General features: G+C 66.0%; 15 protein-coding genes. 12 read left to right on the top strand and 3 right to left on the bottom strand.

The features are described 5' to 3' along the window. Positions 1-59 precede the first annotated feature (59 nt). The 4 genes from HOP58_RS03575 (at position 60) to HOP58_RS03560 (ending at position 5560) form a co-directional block, all read left to right on the top strand. Positions 60-1865, top strand: coding sequence for a TRAP transporter fused permease subunit (locus HOP58_RS03575; RefSeq protein ID WP_234259591.1), 1806 nt, complete (start codon positions 60-62; stop codon positions 1863-1865). Positions 1866-1904: 39 nt separating this feature from the next. Next, a complete protein-coding gene (locus tag HOP58_RS03570) occupies positions 1905-2450 on the top strand; it encodes a hypothetical protein (protein ID WP_010627182.1) in 546 nt (181 codons plus the stop codon). Between the two features lie 104 nt (positions 2451-2554). After that, on the top strand, positions 2555-4399 hold the full coding sequence (gene ilvD / locus HOP58_RS03565) for a dihydroxy-acid dehydratase (protein WP_234259590.1): 1845 nt from the start codon (positions 2555-2557) through the stop codon (positions 4397-4399). A 72-nt stretch (positions 4400-4471) separates the two neighbouring features. After that, on the top strand, positions 4472-5560 hold the full coding sequence (locus tag HOP58_RS03560) for an oxidoreductase (RefSeq protein WP_234259589.1): 1089 nt from the start codon (positions 4472-4474) through the stop codon (positions 5558-5560). Positions 5561-5601: 41 nt separating this feature from the next. Here HOP58_RS03560 and nudE read toward each other — a convergent pair whose 3' ends face one another. Then, positions 5602-6189, bottom strand: coding sequence for an ADP compounds hydrolase NudE (gene nudE, locus HOP58_RS03555; RefSeq protein ID WP_234259587.1), 588 nt, complete (start codon positions 6187-6189; stop codon positions 5602-5604). 117 nt (positions 6190-6306) lie between these two features. Between nudE and yrfG the strand changes: the two genes are divergently transcribed. The 4 genes from yrfG to HOP58_RS03535 all read left to right on the top strand — a co-directional run bounded on the left by yrfG (position 6307) and on the right by HOP58_RS03535 (position 10210). Then, complete coding sequence (yrfG, locus tag HOP58_RS03550) at positions 6307-7065, top strand: GMP/IMP nucleotidase (RefSeq protein WP_234259586.1); 759 nt, start codon at positions 6307-6309, stop codon at positions 7063-7065. After that, positions 7058-7444 (top strand): ribosome-associated heat shock protein Hsp15, encoded by a 387-nt coding sequence (gene hslR, locus HOP58_RS03545; RefSeq protein ID WP_234259585.1) that lies wholly within the window; start codon positions 7058-7060, stop codon positions 7442-7444. Before yrfG ends, hslR begins: the two co-directional genes overlap by 8 nt. A gap of 17 nt (positions 7445-7461) precedes the next feature. Then, entirely contained in the window at positions 7462-8337 is an 876-nt protein-coding gene (gene hslO, locus HOP58_RS03540; protein WP_234259583.1) for an Hsp33 family molecular chaperone HslO, read from the top strand. 316 nt (positions 8338-8653) lie between these two features. Next, on the top strand, positions 8654-10210 hold the full coding sequence (locus HOP58_RS03535; protein ID WP_234259581.1) for a phosphoenolpyruvate carboxykinase: 1557 nt from the start codon (positions 8654-8656) through the stop codon (positions 10208-10210). A 66-nt stretch (positions 10211-10276) separates the two neighbouring features. Here HOP58_RS03535 and HOP58_RS03530 read toward each other — a convergent pair whose 3' ends face one another. Continuing rightward, on the bottom strand, positions 10277-11653 hold the full coding sequence (locus tag HOP58_RS03530; RefSeq protein WP_010627190.1) for a PepSY-associated TM helix domain-containing protein: 1377 nt from the start codon (positions 11651-11653) through the stop codon (positions 10277-10279). A gap of 110 nt (positions 11654-11763) precedes the next feature. Between HOP58_RS03530 and HOP58_RS03525 the strand changes: the two genes are divergently transcribed. Both HOP58_RS03525 and msrB read left to right on the top strand, forming a co-directional pair. Then, on the top strand, positions 11764-12174 hold the full coding sequence (locus HOP58_RS03525) for a hypothetical protein (RefSeq protein ID WP_010627191.1): 411 nt from the start codon (positions 11764-11766) through the stop codon (positions 12172-12174). Between the two features lie 128 nt (positions 12175-12302). Further along, a complete protein-coding gene (msrB, locus tag HOP58_RS03520; protein ID WP_234259580.1) occupies positions 12303-12806 on the top strand; it encodes a peptide-methionine (R)-S-oxide reductase MsrB in 504 nt (167 codons plus the stop codon). Here the strand turns inward: msrB and HOP58_RS03515 are convergent. Next, positions 12799-13650 (bottom strand): LysR substrate-binding domain-containing protein, encoded by an 852-nt coding sequence (locus tag HOP58_RS03515; protein ID WP_234259579.1) that lies wholly within the window; start codon positions 13648-13650, stop codon positions 12799-12801. The two genes, msrB and HOP58_RS03515, sit on opposite strands and share 8 nt — an antisense overlap. A 135-nt stretch (positions 13651-13785) precedes the next feature. Here HOP58_RS03515 and HOP58_RS03510 point away from each other — a divergent pair, with 135 nt between their 5' ends. After that, positions 13786-14040: a DUF1127 domain-containing protein gene (locus HOP58_RS03510; RefSeq protein ID WP_234259578.1), complete on the top strand. Its 255-nt coding sequence runs from the start codon at positions 13786-13788 to the stop codon at positions 14038-14040. A gap of 71 nt (positions 14041-14111) precedes the next feature. Continuing rightward, positions 14112-16478, top strand: a complete 2367-nt coding sequence (locus HOP58_RS03505; protein ID WP_234259577.1) for a Tex family protein — start codon at positions 14112-14114, stop codon at positions 16476-16478. Positions 16479-16543 lie beyond the last annotated feature (65 nt).

The following is a 16543-nucleotide window of genomic DNA, read 5'->3' as shown; positions in this document are numbered from 1 at the left end:
CAAGGCTGGCGGCGCGGGCAAGGATGCCCCCGCTGCGGTCGCAAGGCATCCCCATTTTCATGTTATCGACACTCTCTTCTTCAACGACGGGCAGCGACGCCGAGGGCGTACCTCGCCTGCACCCCGCCTGGGTGGTGCTCGGCACTGTAACGGTCTGCTTTCATCTCGGGCTGATCTTCTACGGCCTGACGCCGGCCCTGGTCAGCCGGCCCATTCACCTGGCGCTGGCGCTGCCGTGGATACTCATCCTGGCCGCCCGCACCCCCTTCGAGCGCTGGAGCGGCTGGCTGCTGACCGTGCTCGGTATCGCCGCCTGCGGCTACATCGCCTTCAACGAGGAGGCGCTGGCCAACCAGTACGGCTTCATCGACAACAATTTTCAGATGGCGCTAGGGGTCTTCCTGATCGTGCTGACTCTGGAGACTGCGCGTCGGGCGATCGGCTGGCCGCTGCCGCTGGTAGCGGTGGCGGCGCTGGCCTACGCGGTATTCGGTGAGCACATTCCTGGCCAGTTCGGCCATCCTGGTCTGCCGATGCAGAGCTTCGTCGGCACCCTGACCATCGCCGAGAGTGGCCTGTGGGGCTCGCTCACCGGGGTCAGCGTCGGCGTGGTGGCAATCTTCGTCATCTTCGGTGCGGTGCTCAACGCCGGCGAGGCGGGGCGCGGCTTCATGAACATGGCCAGCGCCTTCGCCGGACGCCTGACCGGCGGCGCGGCCAAGGTCTCGGTGATCTCCTCGGCGCTGATGGGCTCCATCTCCGGCTCCGCCTCGGCCAACGTGGCTTCTACCGGCGCCATCACCATTCCCACCATGGTGCGCCTGGGCTATCCGCGCACCTTGGCCGGCGGGGTCGAGGCGGTGGCCTCCTCGGGCGGGCAGATCATGCCGCCGTTGATGGGGGCGGGCGCCTTCGTCATGGTGGAGCTCACCGGCACGCCCTACACCCAGATCATGGCGGCGGCGCTGCTGCCGGCGATCCTCTACTTCGCTACCGTGTGGATGGGCATCAACGCCTACGCCACCCGTCACGACCTGCGCCCCATGGCAGCGGAGGACCGCGCCAGCGGCAAGGAGGTGGCGATCACCTCGCTGTTCTTCGCCGTGCCCTTCGTGCTGCTGCTCGAGCGCATCTTCCTCGGCGGCTACACGCCGCAGTACGCCGCCAGCATCGCCATCTTTGCCGGTATGCTGTTGCTGTTCTTCGACGTGACGCTGACCTTCTCCCTGCGCGGCTTCGCCTCGCGAATGGCCGAGGCGATGGTCACCGCGGGACGTCAGGTGGCGGTGATCGGTGCCATCATCATCTGCGCTTCGCTGGTGATCGGTGTGCTGTCGCTCACCGGTCTCGGGGTCAAGATCACCTCGGGCATCCTGTCGCTTTCCAACGAGATGCTGTGGCCGGCGCTGCTGCTCACGGCGCTGGCCTGCCTGGTGCTGGGCATGGAGGTGCCGACCACGGCAGCCTACGTGATCTGCGTCTCGGTGGCGGGGCCCGCACTCACCGCGCTGGGCCTCGAGCCGCTGCTGGCGCACCTGTTCGTGTTCTGGTTCGCGCTGCTCTCGACCATCACGCCGCCGGTCTGCGGCGGGGTGTTCATCGCCGCCGGCATGGTCGGGGAGAACTGGCTCAAGGTGGCGCTGAAGGCCATGGCGCTGGGCATCGGGCTCTACATCATCCCGCTGGCCATGGTCGCCAATCCCGACGTGATTCGTCTGGCCTTCGACCCGTTCGGCGCCATCTTCGATGCAGTGAAGATCGCGCTGGGCCTGATGGCGATTTCCTACGGCGTGATCGCACGGCGTGCGGCCTGGCTGAGGGTGGTGCTGGTGATTGTCGGGGCGCTGGTGATCTTCGCCTTTTGAGCCGCTGACCTTTTGCATCGCTGACTGAGGAGTCATGTCATGATCGTTGCCACGCTGGGGCCTGATGGGAACAACCATGTGCTGGTGCTGGGCCGCTATCTCGCGACTCGCGGTCTGGCCGATGCCGAGGTGAGGTTTTTCGACGATTTCCCGACGGCCTTCGCGGCGCTGGTAGCGGGCGAGGTTGACCGGGTGCTGCAGTGCACGGCCCACTTCAGCCACGCCGACTGCGTGGGACGATACATGCACCGCGTCTTTCCGGTGGATGTCTTCGTCGCCGGCAGCCATCCGCTGGTGCTGCTGGCGCAGCGCGACATCGCCACGCCGCGCCAGGTGGCACGTCAGCCGGCCACCCGCTACTACACTGACCTTTCGGGTTTTGCCGAAGAGATCGACGCACCCACCACGGTGGCGGTGGCCGAGGGGCTGCTGGAAGGGCGCTTCGAGGCGGGCATCTGCGCCCGCCAGACCCTGGAAGCCCATCCGGACAAGCTGCGCCTGGTCGAGGAGCTGGGCCCGGCGCTGGACGTCTGGGTACTGTATGGCACCGAGCCGCTTTCAGACGCTCATCCCCTCGTGGTCTAGCCGCCTCGGCTCGTGCATGACAGAATCATGGCCTAGATCGTCGCCATCCCTGGATGGCAAAGACGGCGTCAACCGTATAGCGCAATGCGCACGAAGAGGACACCATGCCCGAATATCGCTCCCGTACCACCACCGCTGGCCGCAACATGGCCGGCGCCCGCGCCCTGTGGCGCGCCACCGGCATGAAGGACGAGGACTTCCACAAGCCGATCATCGCCGTGGCCAACTCCTTTACCCAGTTCGTGCCCGGGCACGTGCACCTCAAGGACATGGGCCAACTGGTAGCGCGGGAGATCGAGAAGGCCGGTGGGGTGGCCAAGGAGTTCAACACCATCGCCGTGGACGACGGCATCGCCATGGGCCACGACGGTATGCTCTATTCGCTGCCGAGCCGTGACATCATCGCAGACAGCGTCGAGTACATGGTCAATGCCCACTGTGCCGACGCCCTGGTGTGTATCTCCAACTGTGACAAGATCACTCCCGGCATGCTGATGGCAGCCATGCGCCTCAACATTCCGGTGATCTTCGTTTCCGGCGGTCCCATGGAGGCCGGCAAGACCAAGCTGCTCGATCACGGTCTCGATCTGGTCGACGCCATGGTCATGGCCGCCGACGATTCGGTGGACGACGAGACCCTGGCCGAGGTGGAGCGCAGCGCTTGCCCCACCTGCGGCAGCTGCTCCGGCATGTTTACCGCCAACTCGATGAACTGTCTGACCGAGGCGCTGGGCCTGGCGCTGCCGGGCAACGGCACGGTGCTGGCTACCCATGCCGACCGCCGCCGCCTGTTCGAGACCGCCGGTCACCGCATCGTCGAGCTGGCCAAGCGCTACTACGAGGGCGACGAAGCGCACCTGCTACCGCGCGCCATCGGCTCCAAGGCGGCGTTCAAGAACGCCATGACCCTGGACATCGCCATGGGCGGTTCCACCAACACCATCCTGCACCTGCTGGCCGCTGCCCAGGAGGCGGAGATCGATTTCGGCATGGCCGACATCGACCGGCTGTCGCGTGAGGTGCCGCAGCTATGCAAGGTGGCGCCCAACACCCAGAAGTATCACATCGAGGACGTGCATCGCGCCGGCGGCATCATGGCGATCCTCGGCGAGCTGGATCGTGCCGGAGTGCTCGATACCCGTGTACCCACCGTCTACGGCGAGAGCCTCAAGGAGGCGCTGGATGAGTGGGACATCATGCGCAATCCGTCACCCGAGGTGGTGGAGTTCTTCAAGGCCGGCCCCGGCGGGGTGCCGACCCAGGTGGCCTTCTCCCAAAGCGCGCGTTGGCCCACCCTTGACGGCGACCGGGCCAACGGCTGTATCCGTGACCTCGAACACGCCTTCTCCAGAGAGGGCGGTCTTGCGGTGCTCTCCGGCAACATTGCCGTGGACGGTTGCGTGGTAAAGACCGCCGGCGTCGACGATTCCATTCTGGTGTTCGAAGGGCCGGCCCACGTGGTCGAGTCCCAGGACCAGGCGGTGGAGCACATCCTGGCCGGCAAGGTGAAGGAGGGCGAGGTCGTCGTCATTCGCTACGAGGGGCCGAAGGGTGGTCCGGGCATGCAAGAGATGCTCTATCCCACCTCGTACCTCAAATCGAAGGGGCTGGGCAAAGCCTGCGCGCTGCTGACCGACGGTCGCTTCTCCGGCGGCACCTCGGGGCTCTCCATCGGTCACGTCTCGCCTGAGGCGGCTGCCGGCGGCGCCATCGGCCTGGTGCAGTCGGGCGACATCATCCGCATCGACATTCCCAACCGCCGTATCGACGTGCAGCTCTCCGACAGCGAGCTGGCGGCACGGCGCGAGGCGGAAGAGGCACGCGGAAGTCAGGCCTGGAAGCCCAGCATCCAGCGCGTGCGCAAGGTCTCGGCCGCGCTCAAGGCCTATGCGCTGTTGGCCACCTCCGCCGACAAGGGGGCGGTGCGCGACCTCAGCAAGCTCGACTGACGTATGCGACGAACCGGGCCCAGGCCCGGTTCGTCGGCTTTGGGCTCTCCCTCAGCAAGAAGGAACGACGACATGCGCAAGCAGACCTTCGGCGTCGGCCTGATCGGCTTCGGCACCGCCGGCCGCTTCTTTCATGCCCCGCTGATCCAGGCCACACCGGGCCTCGAACTGTTGGCCGTGGTCAGCAGTGCGCCCGAGCGTGTGCATGCCGTACTGCCCGACGTCGAAGTGCTGCCCAAGGCGGCGGCGTTGCTGAGCCGGCCAGACATCGATCTGGTGGTGATCGCCAGCCCCAACGAGACCCACTTCGCCCTGGGCAAGGCAGCGCTCGCTGGCGGCAAGCATGTGGTGATCGACAAGCCGTTCACGGTGTCGCTCTCCGAGGCGCGGCTGCTCAAGGCCGAGGCCGACAAGGCCGAGCGGCTGGTCAGCGTGTTCCACAACCGCCGCTGGGACAGCGACTTCCGCACGCTGCAGGCGTTGGTGAAGGAAGAGGGCGTCGGCCGGCCGGTGTCGCTGGAGCTGCGCTTCGACCGATTTCGCCCGCAAGTCGCCGAGCGTTGGCGCGAGCAGCACAAGCCCGGCAGCGGTATCTGGTACGACCTCGGCTCGCACCTGCTCGATCAGGCCCGCACGCTGTTCGGCATGCCGCGGGCGATACTGCTCGACCTGATGGCGGCCCGCGACGGCGCCGAGGTGGACGACGACTTTCACGCTCTGCTCGATTACGACGGGCTGCGGGTCACCCTGCGCGCCAGCTCACTGGTGGCGGAGCCGACGCCTCAATTGGCGCTGCACGGCACCCGCGGAAGCTTCGTCAAGTATGGCCGCGACCCGCAGGAGAACTGGCTGCGTGAGGGGCGTACGCCGACCCGCGACTGGGGCATCGATCCGCGTCCGGGCCAACTGACGCTGGTCGACGAAAGCGGCGAGGGGGGCATGGTGCGTCGTGAGCACGGCGGCCTGCCGGGAGATTATCTGGCTTACTACACAGGCATCGTCGAAGCGCTCGATGGTGGTGGCCTGCCGCCAGTCAGCGTGGAAGAGGCGATCGAGGTCATGACCCTGCTGGAGGCCGGACTCGACAGCTATCGTCAGAGTCGCTGGATACGCTTCAAGGAGAATGGCGCCACGCTACCTCACCTGCATCGCCACGGCTGAGCGCGACGCTGAATAGCGCCGCCATCGCCCATTTGCAGGTGCTACCAGCCCAGGCGCGGTTCGTCGTAGCGGCGCTGGCGCAGGGTGTCCCGGGCGATGTACAGCGCGGCGATGGCCCTGGCCTCGTGGAAGTCGTCGCGCATCAGCAGGGCCGGCAGCTCCTCAAGAGCATGGGTTTCGACCACCAACGGCTCCGGCTCGTCGCCCGGCAAGCGTTTGGGATAGAGTTCGGTGGCCAGCAACACCTGCATGCGATGACGCATGTAGTTGGGGGCCAGCGACAGCTCCACCAGCGGCTCGATGCGTCGGGCGCCGAAGCCGCACTCTTCCATCAGTTCGCGATTGGCGGCGGTGACGATGTCCTCGCCCGGGTCGACCAGCCCCTTGGGCAGCGTCAGCACGTAGTCCTCGAAGCCCGCTGCGTACTCGCGAATCAGTAGGACATGATCGGGGTCGGGCATGGCGATGATCATCACCGCGCCCTGGTCGCTGCCGGTCAAACGCTCGAAGGTGCGTTCGGCACCGTTGGCGAAACGCAGCTCCAGCGACTCGATGTGGAACAGGCGGCTGCGTGCCACCGACTGGCGAGAGAGTACCTGGGGTTTGCGCAGGGGCTGCTTGTCTGACATGAAGGCTCCGTTTCGTGCGGGTGACCGTCGGCATGGCGTCCTGCCGGGAATGCGCCGCCATTATCCATTGGGTACAATACCACGCCTTCCACCGCTCAGATGCTACCGGGAGTCGCCATGATCGACTGGCGCGCCATCGATACCGTTCTGCTGGACATGGACGGCACACTGCTCGACCTTCACTTCGACAGCCACTTCTGGCTGGAGCATCTTCCTCGCCGCTACGTCGAGCTGCATCGCCTCGACGAGGCCACGCAAGAGCAGCTGCGCTCGCGTATCATTCGCGAGAAAGGCACCTTGAACTGGTACAGCCTGGCCTACTGGAGCCGGGAGCTGGGTGTGGACATCGTGGCGCTCAAACGCGAGATCCAGCACCTGATCGGCCTGCGCAGCGACGCTTTGGATTTCCTCAAATGGCTCAAGCAGGCGCATCCCAGGGTGGTGTTGGCCACCAACGCCGATCGCGAGAGCCTCGAGCTCAAGCTGCCCCTCACCGGCCTCGAAGAGTACCTGGATGCCATCGTCTCCTCGGCTGATCTCGGCGTGCCCAAGGAGGCCCAGGAGTTCTGGTTCGCGCTGCAGGACGTTGAGCCCTTCGACCCGACTCGTACCTTGTTCATCGATGACAATCCCGAGGTGCTGGAGAGCGCCCGGGAGTTCGGCATCCGCCATCTGCTGGGTATCAAGCAGCCTGACAGCACGCAGCCGGAAAAGGAGCTCAAGGAGTTCATTGCCCTGGACCGCTTCGCCACGATCCTGCCTGAAGCGCTACCCTCTGAAGTACGTGCCGACAAAGTACGTGGCGACAAGGTACGTGGCGACAAGGTACGTGGCGACAAGGGCAAGCCTGGCGAGACAGGAGGCGTCGGTGGATAACGTAAGACTCGACAAGTGGCTGTGGGCTGCCCGCTTCTTCAAGACCCGGGCTCTGGCCAAGAAGGCCATCGAGGGCGGCAAGGTGCATTACAATGGCGGCCGCGCCAAGACCAGCAAGAACGTGGAAGTGGGGGCGCTGATTCGCGTCCCTCAGGGCTGGGACGTCTGGGAAGTGGAAGTCCTGGCGCTCTCCGACCAGCGCCGCGGCGCCCCCGAAGCCCGCGAACTCTACCGCGAGACCGATGAGAGCGTCGAGCGCCGTGCGCGTGAGGCCGAAGGCAGACGCCTGACCAATCAGGCCATGCAGCATCCGCTCAAACGACCCGACAAGAAGCAGCGTCGGGACATTCAGCGCTTTCAGCGCCAGCATGACGAATGACTTTTCCGGAACCGATGATGACCGATCAGATCCAGCGCTTTCTTTTCGAACGCACCAATGTCCGTGGCGAGATCGTCACGCTGGAGCGGGCCTACGGCGAAGTGCTCGAGCGGCACGGCTATCCGCCTGCCGTCAACCGCCTGTTGGGTGAGCTGCTGGCGGCGGTGGCGTTGCTCACCGACACCGTCAAGCTCGACGGGATCCTCAGCATCGAGGTGCGCGGGCAGGGAGAGCTGTCGCTGCTGATGGCGGAGTCCAACCCGGGTGGTGAGCTGCGCGCCATCGCGCGCCTGGCCGAAGATGCCAGCCTGCCGGAGGGCGAGGCGGCTTTCCGCGAGCTGGTTGGCGATGGCCATATTGTCATCACTCTCGACCCCCGCGAGGGCAATCGCTACCAGGGTATCGTGGCGCTGGATCACGACAGCCTGGCCGGCTGTCTCGAGGCCTACTTCTCGCAGTCCGAGCAGCTGCCTACCCAGCTGTGGCTGCGTGCCGACGGTCAACGTGCCGCCGGGCTGCTGCTGCAGCGCCTGCCGGATGAGTCGCAGAACCAGGACGAGGACGCCTGGGAACGCACCGTGCAACTGGCCAAGACCCTGAAAACCGACGAACTGCTGGGGCTAGAACAGCGCGAGCTGCTGCACCGGCTCTACCACGAAGAGACGGTGAGGGTGTTCGAGCCCAAGGCGCTGCGTTTCGGCTGCACCTGCTCGCGGGAACGCATTGCGGAAGCGCTGCTGACCCTGGGGGGCGAAGAGTTACGCAACGTGCTGGCCGAGCAGGGCGAGATCGAGACCCAGTGCCACTTCTGCCACACCCATTACCGCTTCGGCGAGAGTGAAATCGAGGCGCTGCTGCACGAGCAGGGTGGCGCTGCTCCCACGCTGCACTGATCCCCCTGCTGGTCACGACGAACGAGGTGTCTCGAGGGGCGTCTCGTTCGTTCGCCTGACGATGCTGCAATGCACAAGTTCGGGTGTCGTCAACCTGCGGCGATATGTCTCGATGTAGTAGTAAAACTACAAGAACTTCGGTCAAAGTTCTCGTTTCCCGATGGCTTCCTTTTTGCCATAATGGCGCCCGCTTAATGGCCGATCGCCTCATTACAAGACGGCATGCATCCGCACAGGGACGATCGGAAACGCAACGCAACGGCGTATCGACGCCTGGCACACGAGAGAGAACCGGCCGCAAGGCCCAGGAAACGACATGACCACATCCCAAGCCGCTCCTCAAGCACACGTCAATCTCAGCAGCGCCGAGCTCATCGAGCGTGCCGTGGCACGCGGAGAGGGCCACCTGGCCGCAAATGGCGCCTTGGTGGTGAACACTGGCCTGCGCACCGGCCGTTCGCCCAAGGATCGCTTCATCGTCGACGAGCCTTCGACCAGCAGTGATATCGACTGGGGCAGCGTCAACCGTCCCTTCGATGCCGCCAAGTTCGATGCTCTCTGGGCGCGTGTCGAGGACTACCTGAACAGCGGCGACCGCTTCGTTTCCGAACTCCACGTGGGCAGCGACCCGACCCACTACCTGCCGGTGCGGGTGACCACCGAGACGGCCTGGCACAACCTCTTCGGTCGTACCATGTTCGTGCGCCCCGAGGGCTACAACCCTGCGGCGAAAGAGGAGTGGACCATCCTCAACGCGCCTCACTTCGAGTGCGATCCGAACCGTGACGGCACCAACTCCGACGGCACCGTGATCATCAACTTCGCGCAGAAGAAGGTGCTGATCGCCGGTATGCGCTACGCCGGAGAGATGAAGAAGGCGATGTTCTCGGTACAGAACTTCCTGCTGCCGGCCTCCGACGTGCTGCCGATGCACTGCTCGGCCAACGTCGGCGAAGACGGCAATACGGCGCTGTTCTTCGGCCTTTCCGGCACCGGCAAGACCACGCTTTCCGCCGACCCGGCGCGTTACCTGATTGGCGACGACGAGCACGGCTGGGGCCCCGGCACCGTGTTCAACGTAGAGGGCGGCTGCTACGCCAAGTGCATCGACCTCTCCGAGAAGAACGAACCGGTGATCTGGAGTGCCATCAAGTTCGGCACCGTGCTCGAGAACGTGGTACTCGACGACCGTCGCGAGCCCGATTACACCGACGACAGCCTGACCCAGAACTCCCGCGCCGCCTATCCGCTGGAGCACGTGGAGAAGCGCGTGCCGGAGAACCGTGCCGGCGAGCCCAATGCCATCATCTTCCTGACCTGCGACATGTCCGGCGTGCTGCCGCCGGTGTCGGTGCTCTCCAAGGAGGCGGCGGCCTACCACTTCCTCTCCGGCTACACCGCCAAGGTGGGCTCCACCGAGATGGGCTCTTCCGAAGGCCTGGCGGCGACCTTCTCCACCTGCTTCGGTGCGCCGTTCTTCCCGCGCCCGGCACGTGTCTACGCCGACCTGCTGATCAAGCGCGTCGAGGCCAAGGACGCCCAGGTCTACCTGGTCAATACCGGCTGGACCGGCGGTTCGTACGGTGAAGGCGGTTCGCGCTTCTCCATCCCGACCACTCGCGCGATCATCAGCGCCATCCAGTCCGGCGTGCTGCGCGAAGTCGAGACCAAGCGCATCGAGGGCCTCAACCTGGACGTGCCGGTTGCAGTGCCCGGCGTCGACTCGAGCCTGCTCGACCCGCGCGAGACCTGGGAAGACCAGGCCGCCTATGACCGCAAGCTGCGTGACCTGGCCGCCAAGTTCGTCGACAACTTCAAGAAGTTCGACGGCGTCAGCGAAGCCATCGTCAAGGCCGGGCCCAGCCTGACCTGAAGCCGAAAGCTCTGGCGTTGACAACGGGGGAGAGGCGCTAGCCTCTCCCCCGTTGCGTTATCGGGATTAGGCGAGCCGAGGCTCTCGTCGCCGGTCCGACCGCCAGCGCAGCACATCCACCACCGCGAACAGGGCCAGGCTCGCGCCCAGTACCGGTAGCGCCAGGCCCAGCGCCACGGCCGTCATCAGCACGCCCAGCCGAGCGCCCCAAGGCAGCGCCACGAAGATCTCACTCAGCGTTTCCCGGCTTCTGTGCCGGGCTGCTCGCAGACGTCGCCACCACATCGTATAGCCCCAGCACACCAGCACCACCAGGCAGCCGGCCATCGCCGCCAGGGCCAACTGGTTGGGCAGGCCGAAGAGCACACCCATGTGTAGGTCGATGCCCCAGCGGGTGAGCTTGGCGGCCAGGGGGAAGGTGGTGAAATCGGTACGGTCGATGACGGCCATGGTCTGTGGATGCAGGGCGACCTGATCCACCTGGGTTGGCCAACTGCGATCGATCTCCACCACTCGCCAGGCTCTGTCTGCGCTGCGTGGCGGCTCGATCTGCAGCAGTGCTGCATCGATGCCGGCCGTGCGGGCAGCGCTCAGGGCGAGATCGAAGTCCGCCAGGCTCACCCCCGCATCCGGCGCTTGAGCATGGCTGTGCTCACCGTGCTCGCCATGAGCGTCGTGCGCCTGGGGCACCGCCTCGGGGAGCTGTGTGGTTACGCTAGGCGTACCCCAGCCCCAGGCGTGGCGCAGCTCGGCGATGTTGCCGCCCGCCCACTGCGACCAGGTCAGGCCGGTAATTGAGAAGAACACCAGCCCTAGTGCTGCCACCATGCCCAGGGTGGCATGCCGGCGGCGCAGGGCCGCCGGCCCTTGCTGGGCTCGTAGCGCTCGGCGGCGCTGCAGCCACAGGGCCAGCCCGCCGAAGGCAGCTACCCACAGCCAGGAGGCGGCGAGTTCGCTGTAGTACCGGCCGATGTCGCCCATCAGCAGCTCACGGTGGAACAGGTCGATGGTAGTGCGCAGAGGCAGCACGCCGCTGGTGCCATACACCGGCATGTCGCCCTTGATCTCGAGGCTTACTGGATCTATGAAGAGGGCACGATGCTGCGAGGGACCGAGCTCGGCTGACGCGAACATGACCCGAGTGGTTCCGCCCGGATGCGGCGCCGGTCGGACGACTGCCGGCATGTCGCCCGTGCTCAGCGCACGCTGTGCCACTTCGACCTGCAGGGCAAGCGGCTGTGCCGTCCCGCCCTGTACACCATTCAATGCATCGCGGTAGAGCCAGGCCTCGAGCGAGGGCGTCAGGACGTAGGCAATGCCGGAGAGTGCCGCCACCAGCATGAAGGGGGCAACGAAGAGGCCGATATAGGCGTGCAGCCGGGTTACCAAGGCAAGCAGTAGCCTGCCGGTGCGACGGGGAGCCGTCGCCGGTTGTCGAGACATGGAGAAACGCTCCTGATCAGGGGACGAACGGTCACGAGAGCTGCCCAGAGCTGGGAGTCCTCGCGACGAACCGAAGATCAAACGAGGGAGCGAAGCGGTGGAGCGCGGCCATGATAGAGCCGATACCGCTGGCCTGTGTGCGGGCGATAAATGCCGGCGCCAAGGGGAGCGGGGGAAACAGCGGGCCGGGCAAGAGTGACGGCGTCCTGTACCAGCATCCCCGGCATGTGCAGGAAGAGCGGACAGTAACCGCAGGCCGCCAGGTGATCGTCATGGCCGTTTGCGGCGGTGGCGTGCCCATGCGAGTGCGCATTGGCATGAGCTGCTGTGGTGGCGTGGTGGTGATGTGCGGTCTGATGATGCGTGGGATGAGGCGCCGATTGGGCTTCGAGCAGGCGCTGGGTCTGGCTCAGCAATGGCCCGCCGATAGCCAGCGTCAGGGCCAGCAGGCCGAGACAGGCCATCAGGGAGTGCCAGCGTGTCATGAATCGGTGCACGATCGAGCCCACGGCGCCTTGTGAGAGACGTTCGACTCTAGACGAGAAGCGAGGTCCGGCCAATAGCGAACCGCTCAATACGTCGCGGGTCTGAGCGTAAAGGGCACTCACTCATGTCTGGTGGCGTCGCGCAGCGGCGCTGGGGGAGAACAATGAAACGTCGTCACTTTCTCGGCGCGCTGGGTGCGGGTGGTGCCGCCTGGCTGCTGCCGGGGGTTGGCTGGGGGTTCCCGAGGCTCAGCCTCGAGCCGGCGCCGGGCCTGGAGCGAATCGAGCTGTCACGCGACGAATGGCGCGAGCGCCTCACGCCTGAGCAGTTCGAGATCCTGCGTGACCACGGTACCGAGCCGCCGTTTTCGAGTCCGCTCGACAAGGAGTGGCGCGATGGGGAGTACCGCTGCGCCGGCTGCGATCTGCCGCTGTTCGAGAGCGCCATGAAGTACGACTCCGGCACCGGCTGGCCGAGCTTCTTCGATCACATCGAGGGGCATCTGCTCAGCCAGCTCGATTTCAGCCTGATCTGGCCGCGGCGCGAATATCACTGCGCTCGCTGCGGCGGGCATCAGGGCCATGTGTTCAGCGACGGCCCCGAGCCCACCGGCCTGCGCTGGTGCAACAACGGCCTGGCGCTGACCTTCGTGCCGGCGGCTACCTGAAGCCCTCGACGATGTGCTGCGCCAGCCCATCCACTGCCGGTGAGCTGGCCTCGGGCGAGCGCATCAGCACGATGGAACCGTCCGGCAGCGGGGGCAGACCGTCCGCCTCGTCGAGCACCCGCATCCCGGGCGTAACCAGACTCTTCATCAGTGCGGAGACGGCAAGCCCGGCACCCACTACCGCCTGCAGCGTGGCCAGGCTGGGGCTGGAGTAGGCGATGCGATACTGACGCCCGGCGCGGGTCAGGGCGTTGCAGGCGTGCCGGCGACAGAAGCAGGGCTCCTCGAACAGCGCCAGGGGCAGCGGCGACTGGCGGTGCACCGGGTGGCTCTCCGCCACCACCCAGACCGTCTCCTCACGGCGCAGGATGGTGCCGATCTCCTGACCCACTTCACGGGTCACGATGCTCAGATCCAGACTGCCCTGCTGGCGCCCGAGCAGTTCCGAGGAGGGGGCGCACTGCACTTCGACGTCCACCAGCGGCCAGGTCTGCGAAAACGATTTCAGAATGCCCGGCAGGAAGCGCATGACGAAGTCGTCGGGCACGCCGATACGCACCCGTCCGACCATGTCCGGCTCACGCAGCATGTTGAGCGCCTCGCCCTGCAGGGCGAGGATGCGGCGGGCGTAGCCAAGCAGCGTGGTACCTTCGCTGGTCAGATGCATCTGGCGCCCCTGACGCTCGAACAGCGGTCGCTGGATCACGTCCTCCTCGAGCCGCTTGATCTGCATGCTGACGGCGGACTGGGTGCGATTGACCGCCTGGGCCGCGCGGGTGAAACCGCCGTGGTCGACGATGGCGACGAAGGTGCGCAGCAGTTCATGGTCGATGGTGTGGAGCATGGCCGTTCTTCCCAGCAGTTTCGCAGGTTGTTTCATCAAGCAGTGTGATGATGGGCATAATAACTATTCGTTGGATTGATTCTAGCGCCTCGTCGAGACTTTCTCCATCGCATCATCGGAAGGAGGAAGCACCGCATGAACATGAAGGCAGCGATAGACTGTGAGCATGCCTCACCCCACTGCGTACCTCGCACCCGCGGACGTTTGCGCTTCATCGTCGAGCTGTGGCGCTGGGCGCGGCGCATGGATCGCCTGGTGCAGCTGCGCCACGAGCGCAGCCAACTGCTCGAACTCAGCGACCACCAGTTGCGCGACATCGGCCTGACCCGGCACGAGGCGGCTCGCGAGGCCCGCCGTCACTTCTGGGACGACATCGGCTGGCGACGCTGATCCTGGCGGCGAGGGCGTGGCGTTTGTGGTACCTTGGCGCGATCTTTCGCTGTCGCAATACCAAGGAAGTCATGGACGCCACGACCCGGATCATTTCGCGCCTCGCCGAGGAACTCGCCGTTCGCCCGCAGCAGGTCTCCGCTACCGTGGAACTGCTCGATGGCGGCGCTACCGTGCCCTTCATCGCCCGTTACCGCAAGGAGGTCACCGGCGGCCTCGACGACACCCAGCTGCGCAATCTCGACGAGCGCCTGCGTTATCTGCGTGAGCTGGAGGAGCGCCGTGTCGCCGTACTCGCCGCCATCGATGAACAGGGCAAGCTGACGCCGGAGCTGGCGGGACAGATCCAGGCCGCCGATACCAAGCAGCGCCTGGAAGACCTCTACCTGCCTTACAAGAAGAAGCGCCGTACCAAGGCCCAGATCGCCCGCGAGGCAGGTCTCGAGCCGCTGGCCGATGCGCTGCTGGCCGATCCCACCCTCGACCCCGAGAGCGAGGCCGCCAACTACCTGCGCCCCGCCGAGGGCGACATTCCGGCCATCGAGGACGCCAAGGCGGCGCTGGACGGCGCGCGCCAGATCCTCATGGAGCGTTTTGCCGAGGATCCCGAGCTGGTCGGTTCGCTGCGCGAGCGGCTGTGGAGCGAAGGCGAGCTCAGCGCTCGGGTGATTGCCGGCAAGGAGCGCGAGGGCGCCAAGTTCTCCGATTACTTCGAGCACGACGAGGCGCTGGCCAAGACGCCGTCGCATCGCGCGCTGGCGATGTTCCGCGGGCGCAACGAGGGCGTGCTGACCCTGGCCATCCGCCTGCCCGGCGAGGACGAGGCGCCGATTCACCCGGCCCAGGTGGCCATCGCCAGGCATTGCGATATCCATGACGAGGGGCGTGCTGCCGACAAGTGGCTGGCCGACGTGGTGCGCTGGACCTGGCGGGTCAAGCTCTACACCCACCTCGAGACCGAACTGATGGGGCGGCTGCGCGAACGCGCCGAGCTCGATGCCATCGAGGTCTTCGCCGCCAACCTGAAGGACCTGCTGCTGGCCGCCCCGGCGGGGCAAAAGGCGACCCTGGCCATCGACCCGGGCCTGCGCACCGGCTGCAAGGTGGCGGTGGTGGACGCCACCGGCCAGTTCCTCGAGCACGCCACGATCTTCCCCCATGCGCCGCGCAACGCCTGGAACGAGTCCCTGGCACTGCTGGCCAAGCTGGTGGACAAGCACGACGTGGCGCTGATCGCCGTGGGCAACGGCACGGCCAGCCGCGAGACCGACAAGCTGGCCGGCGACCTGCTCAAATTGTTCGCTGGCAAGAAACCGCTCTCCAAGGTGATGGTCAGCGAGGCCGGGGCCTCGGTCTACTCGGCGTCGGAGTATGCCTCCCGCGAGCTGCCCGAACTCGACGTCACCATCCGCGGCGCGGTCTCCATCGCCCGGCGCCTGCAGGATCCGCTGGCCGAGCTGGTCAAGATCGAACCGAAGTCCATCGGCGTGGGTCAGTATCAGCACGACGTTTCGCAGCTGCAGCTGTCGAAGAGTCTGGAGGCGGTGATCGAGGACTGCGTGAACGCCGTCGGCGTCGATCTCAACACCGCCTCCAGCGCGCTGCTGTCGCGGGTGGCCGGCCTCAACCCGGCGCTGGCCGAGGCCATCGTCGCCCGGCGCAACGCCGAGGGCGCCTTCGCCAGCCGCAAGCAGCTGCTCGATGTTAGCCGCCTGGGGCCCAAGACCTTCGAGCAGTGCGCCGGCTTCCTGCGCATCATGAACGGCGACAACCCGCTCGATGCCAGCGCCGTGCACCCTGAGGCGTACCCGGTGGTGGAGCGTATCGCCAGCCGCAGCGGTCGCCCGGTGGCCAGCCTGATCGGCGACAGCTCCACGCTGAAGACGGTCAAGCCCGCCGAGTTTGCCGACGAACGCTTCGGTGTGCCGACCATCAGCGACATTCTCAAGGAGCTCGACAAGCCGGGCCGTGACCCGCGCCCCGAGTTCAAGGCCGCCGAGTTCCGCGAGGGGGTGGAGACGCTCAAGGACCTGGAGCCGGGCATGATTCTCGAAGGCAGCGTGACCAACGTCACTCACTTCGGAGCCTTCGTCGACATCGGCGTGCATCAGGATGGCCTGGTGCACATCTCGGCGCTATCGGACAAGTTCGTCGAGGATCCGCGCTCGGTGGTCAAGGCCGGCGACATCGTCAAGGTCAAGGTGATGAGCGTGGATCTCGAACGCGCGCGCATCGGGCTCTCGATGCGTCTCGACGATCAGCCCGGCGAGGCAGAGGGTGGCAAGAGCAGCGGCAGATCGTCGCGCGCCAGCCAGGGCGAACGGCGTGGCGGTCAGGGCAAGGCACCGCGCAACAATGCGCCCCGGGAGCAGTCTCAGCCCAACCAGATGGGTGCGCTGGGAGCGGCTCTGCTCAAGGCCAGAAAGGGCAAATCTTGATCCTGGCGCCTGTGTCGCCATACTCTCGACATCATTGGCGTGTTCGGCCGTCGTAGGCGGCCGAC

The organism is Halomonas sp. MCCC 1A11062, assembly GCF_021404355.1.
Lineage (GTDB): Bacteria > Pseudomonadota > Gammaproteobacteria > Pseudomonadales > Halomonadaceae > Halomonas > Halomonas aerodenitrificans.
The sequence above is the reverse complement of the archived record's forward strand: the minus strand, read 5'-3'. Positions and strand labels throughout refer to the sequence as shown.

Excerpts from the sequence above, each read along its gene's own strand:
- HOP58_RS03570 (WP_010627182.1), top strand. The coding sequence starts at position 1,905 with ATGATCGTTGCCACGCTGGGGCCTGATGGGAACAACCATGTGCTGGTG.
- msrB (WP_234259580.1), top strand. The coding sequence starts at position 12,303 with ATGAAACGTCGTCACTTTCTCGGCGCGCTGGGTGCGGGTGGTGCCGCC.
- HOP58_RS03575 (WP_234259591.1), top strand. The coding sequence starts at position 60 with ATGTTATCGACACTCTCTTCTTCAACGACGGGCAGCGACGCCGAGGGC.
- HOP58_RS03535 (WP_234259581.1), top strand. The coding sequence starts at position 8,654 with ATGACCACATCCCAAGCCGCTCCTCAAGCACACGTCAATCTCAGCAGC.
- nudE (WP_234259587.1), bottom strand. The coding sequence starts at position 6,189 with ATGTCAGACAAGCAGCCCCTGCGCAAACCCCAGGTACTCTCTCGCCAG.
- HOP58_RS03510 (WP_234259578.1), top strand. The coding sequence starts at position 13,786 with ATGAACATGAAGGCAGCGATAGACTGTGAGCATGCCTCACCCCACTGC.
- yrfG (WP_234259586.1), top strand. The coding sequence starts at position 6,307 with ATGATCGACTGGCGCGCCATCGATACCGTTCTGCTGGACATGGACGGC.
- HOP58_RS03530 (WP_010627190.1), bottom strand. The coding sequence starts at position 11,653 with ATGTCTCGACAACCGGCGACGGCTCCCCGTCGCACCGGCAGGCTACTG.
- HOP58_RS03515 (WP_234259579.1), bottom strand. The coding sequence starts at position 13,650 with ATGCTCCACACCATCGACCATGAACTGCTGCGCACCTTCGTCGCCATC.
- ilvD (WP_234259590.1), top strand. The coding sequence starts at position 2,555 with ATGCCCGAATATCGCTCCCGTACCACCACCGCTGGCCGCAACATGGCC.
- hslO (WP_234259583.1), top strand. The coding sequence starts at position 7,462 with ATGACCGATCAGATCCAGCGCTTTCTTTTCGAACGCACCAATGTCCGT.
- HOP58_RS03560 (WP_234259589.1), top strand. The coding sequence starts at position 4,472 with ATGCGCAAGCAGACCTTCGGCGTCGGCCTGATCGGCTTCGGCACCGCC.
- HOP58_RS03525 (WP_010627191.1), top strand. The coding sequence starts at position 11,764 with ATGATAGAGCCGATACCGCTGGCCTGTGTGCGGGCGATAAATGCCGGC.
- HOP58_RS03505 (WP_234259577.1), top strand. The coding sequence starts at position 14,112 with ATGGACGCCACGACCCGGATCATTTCGCGCCTCGCCGAGGAACTCGCC.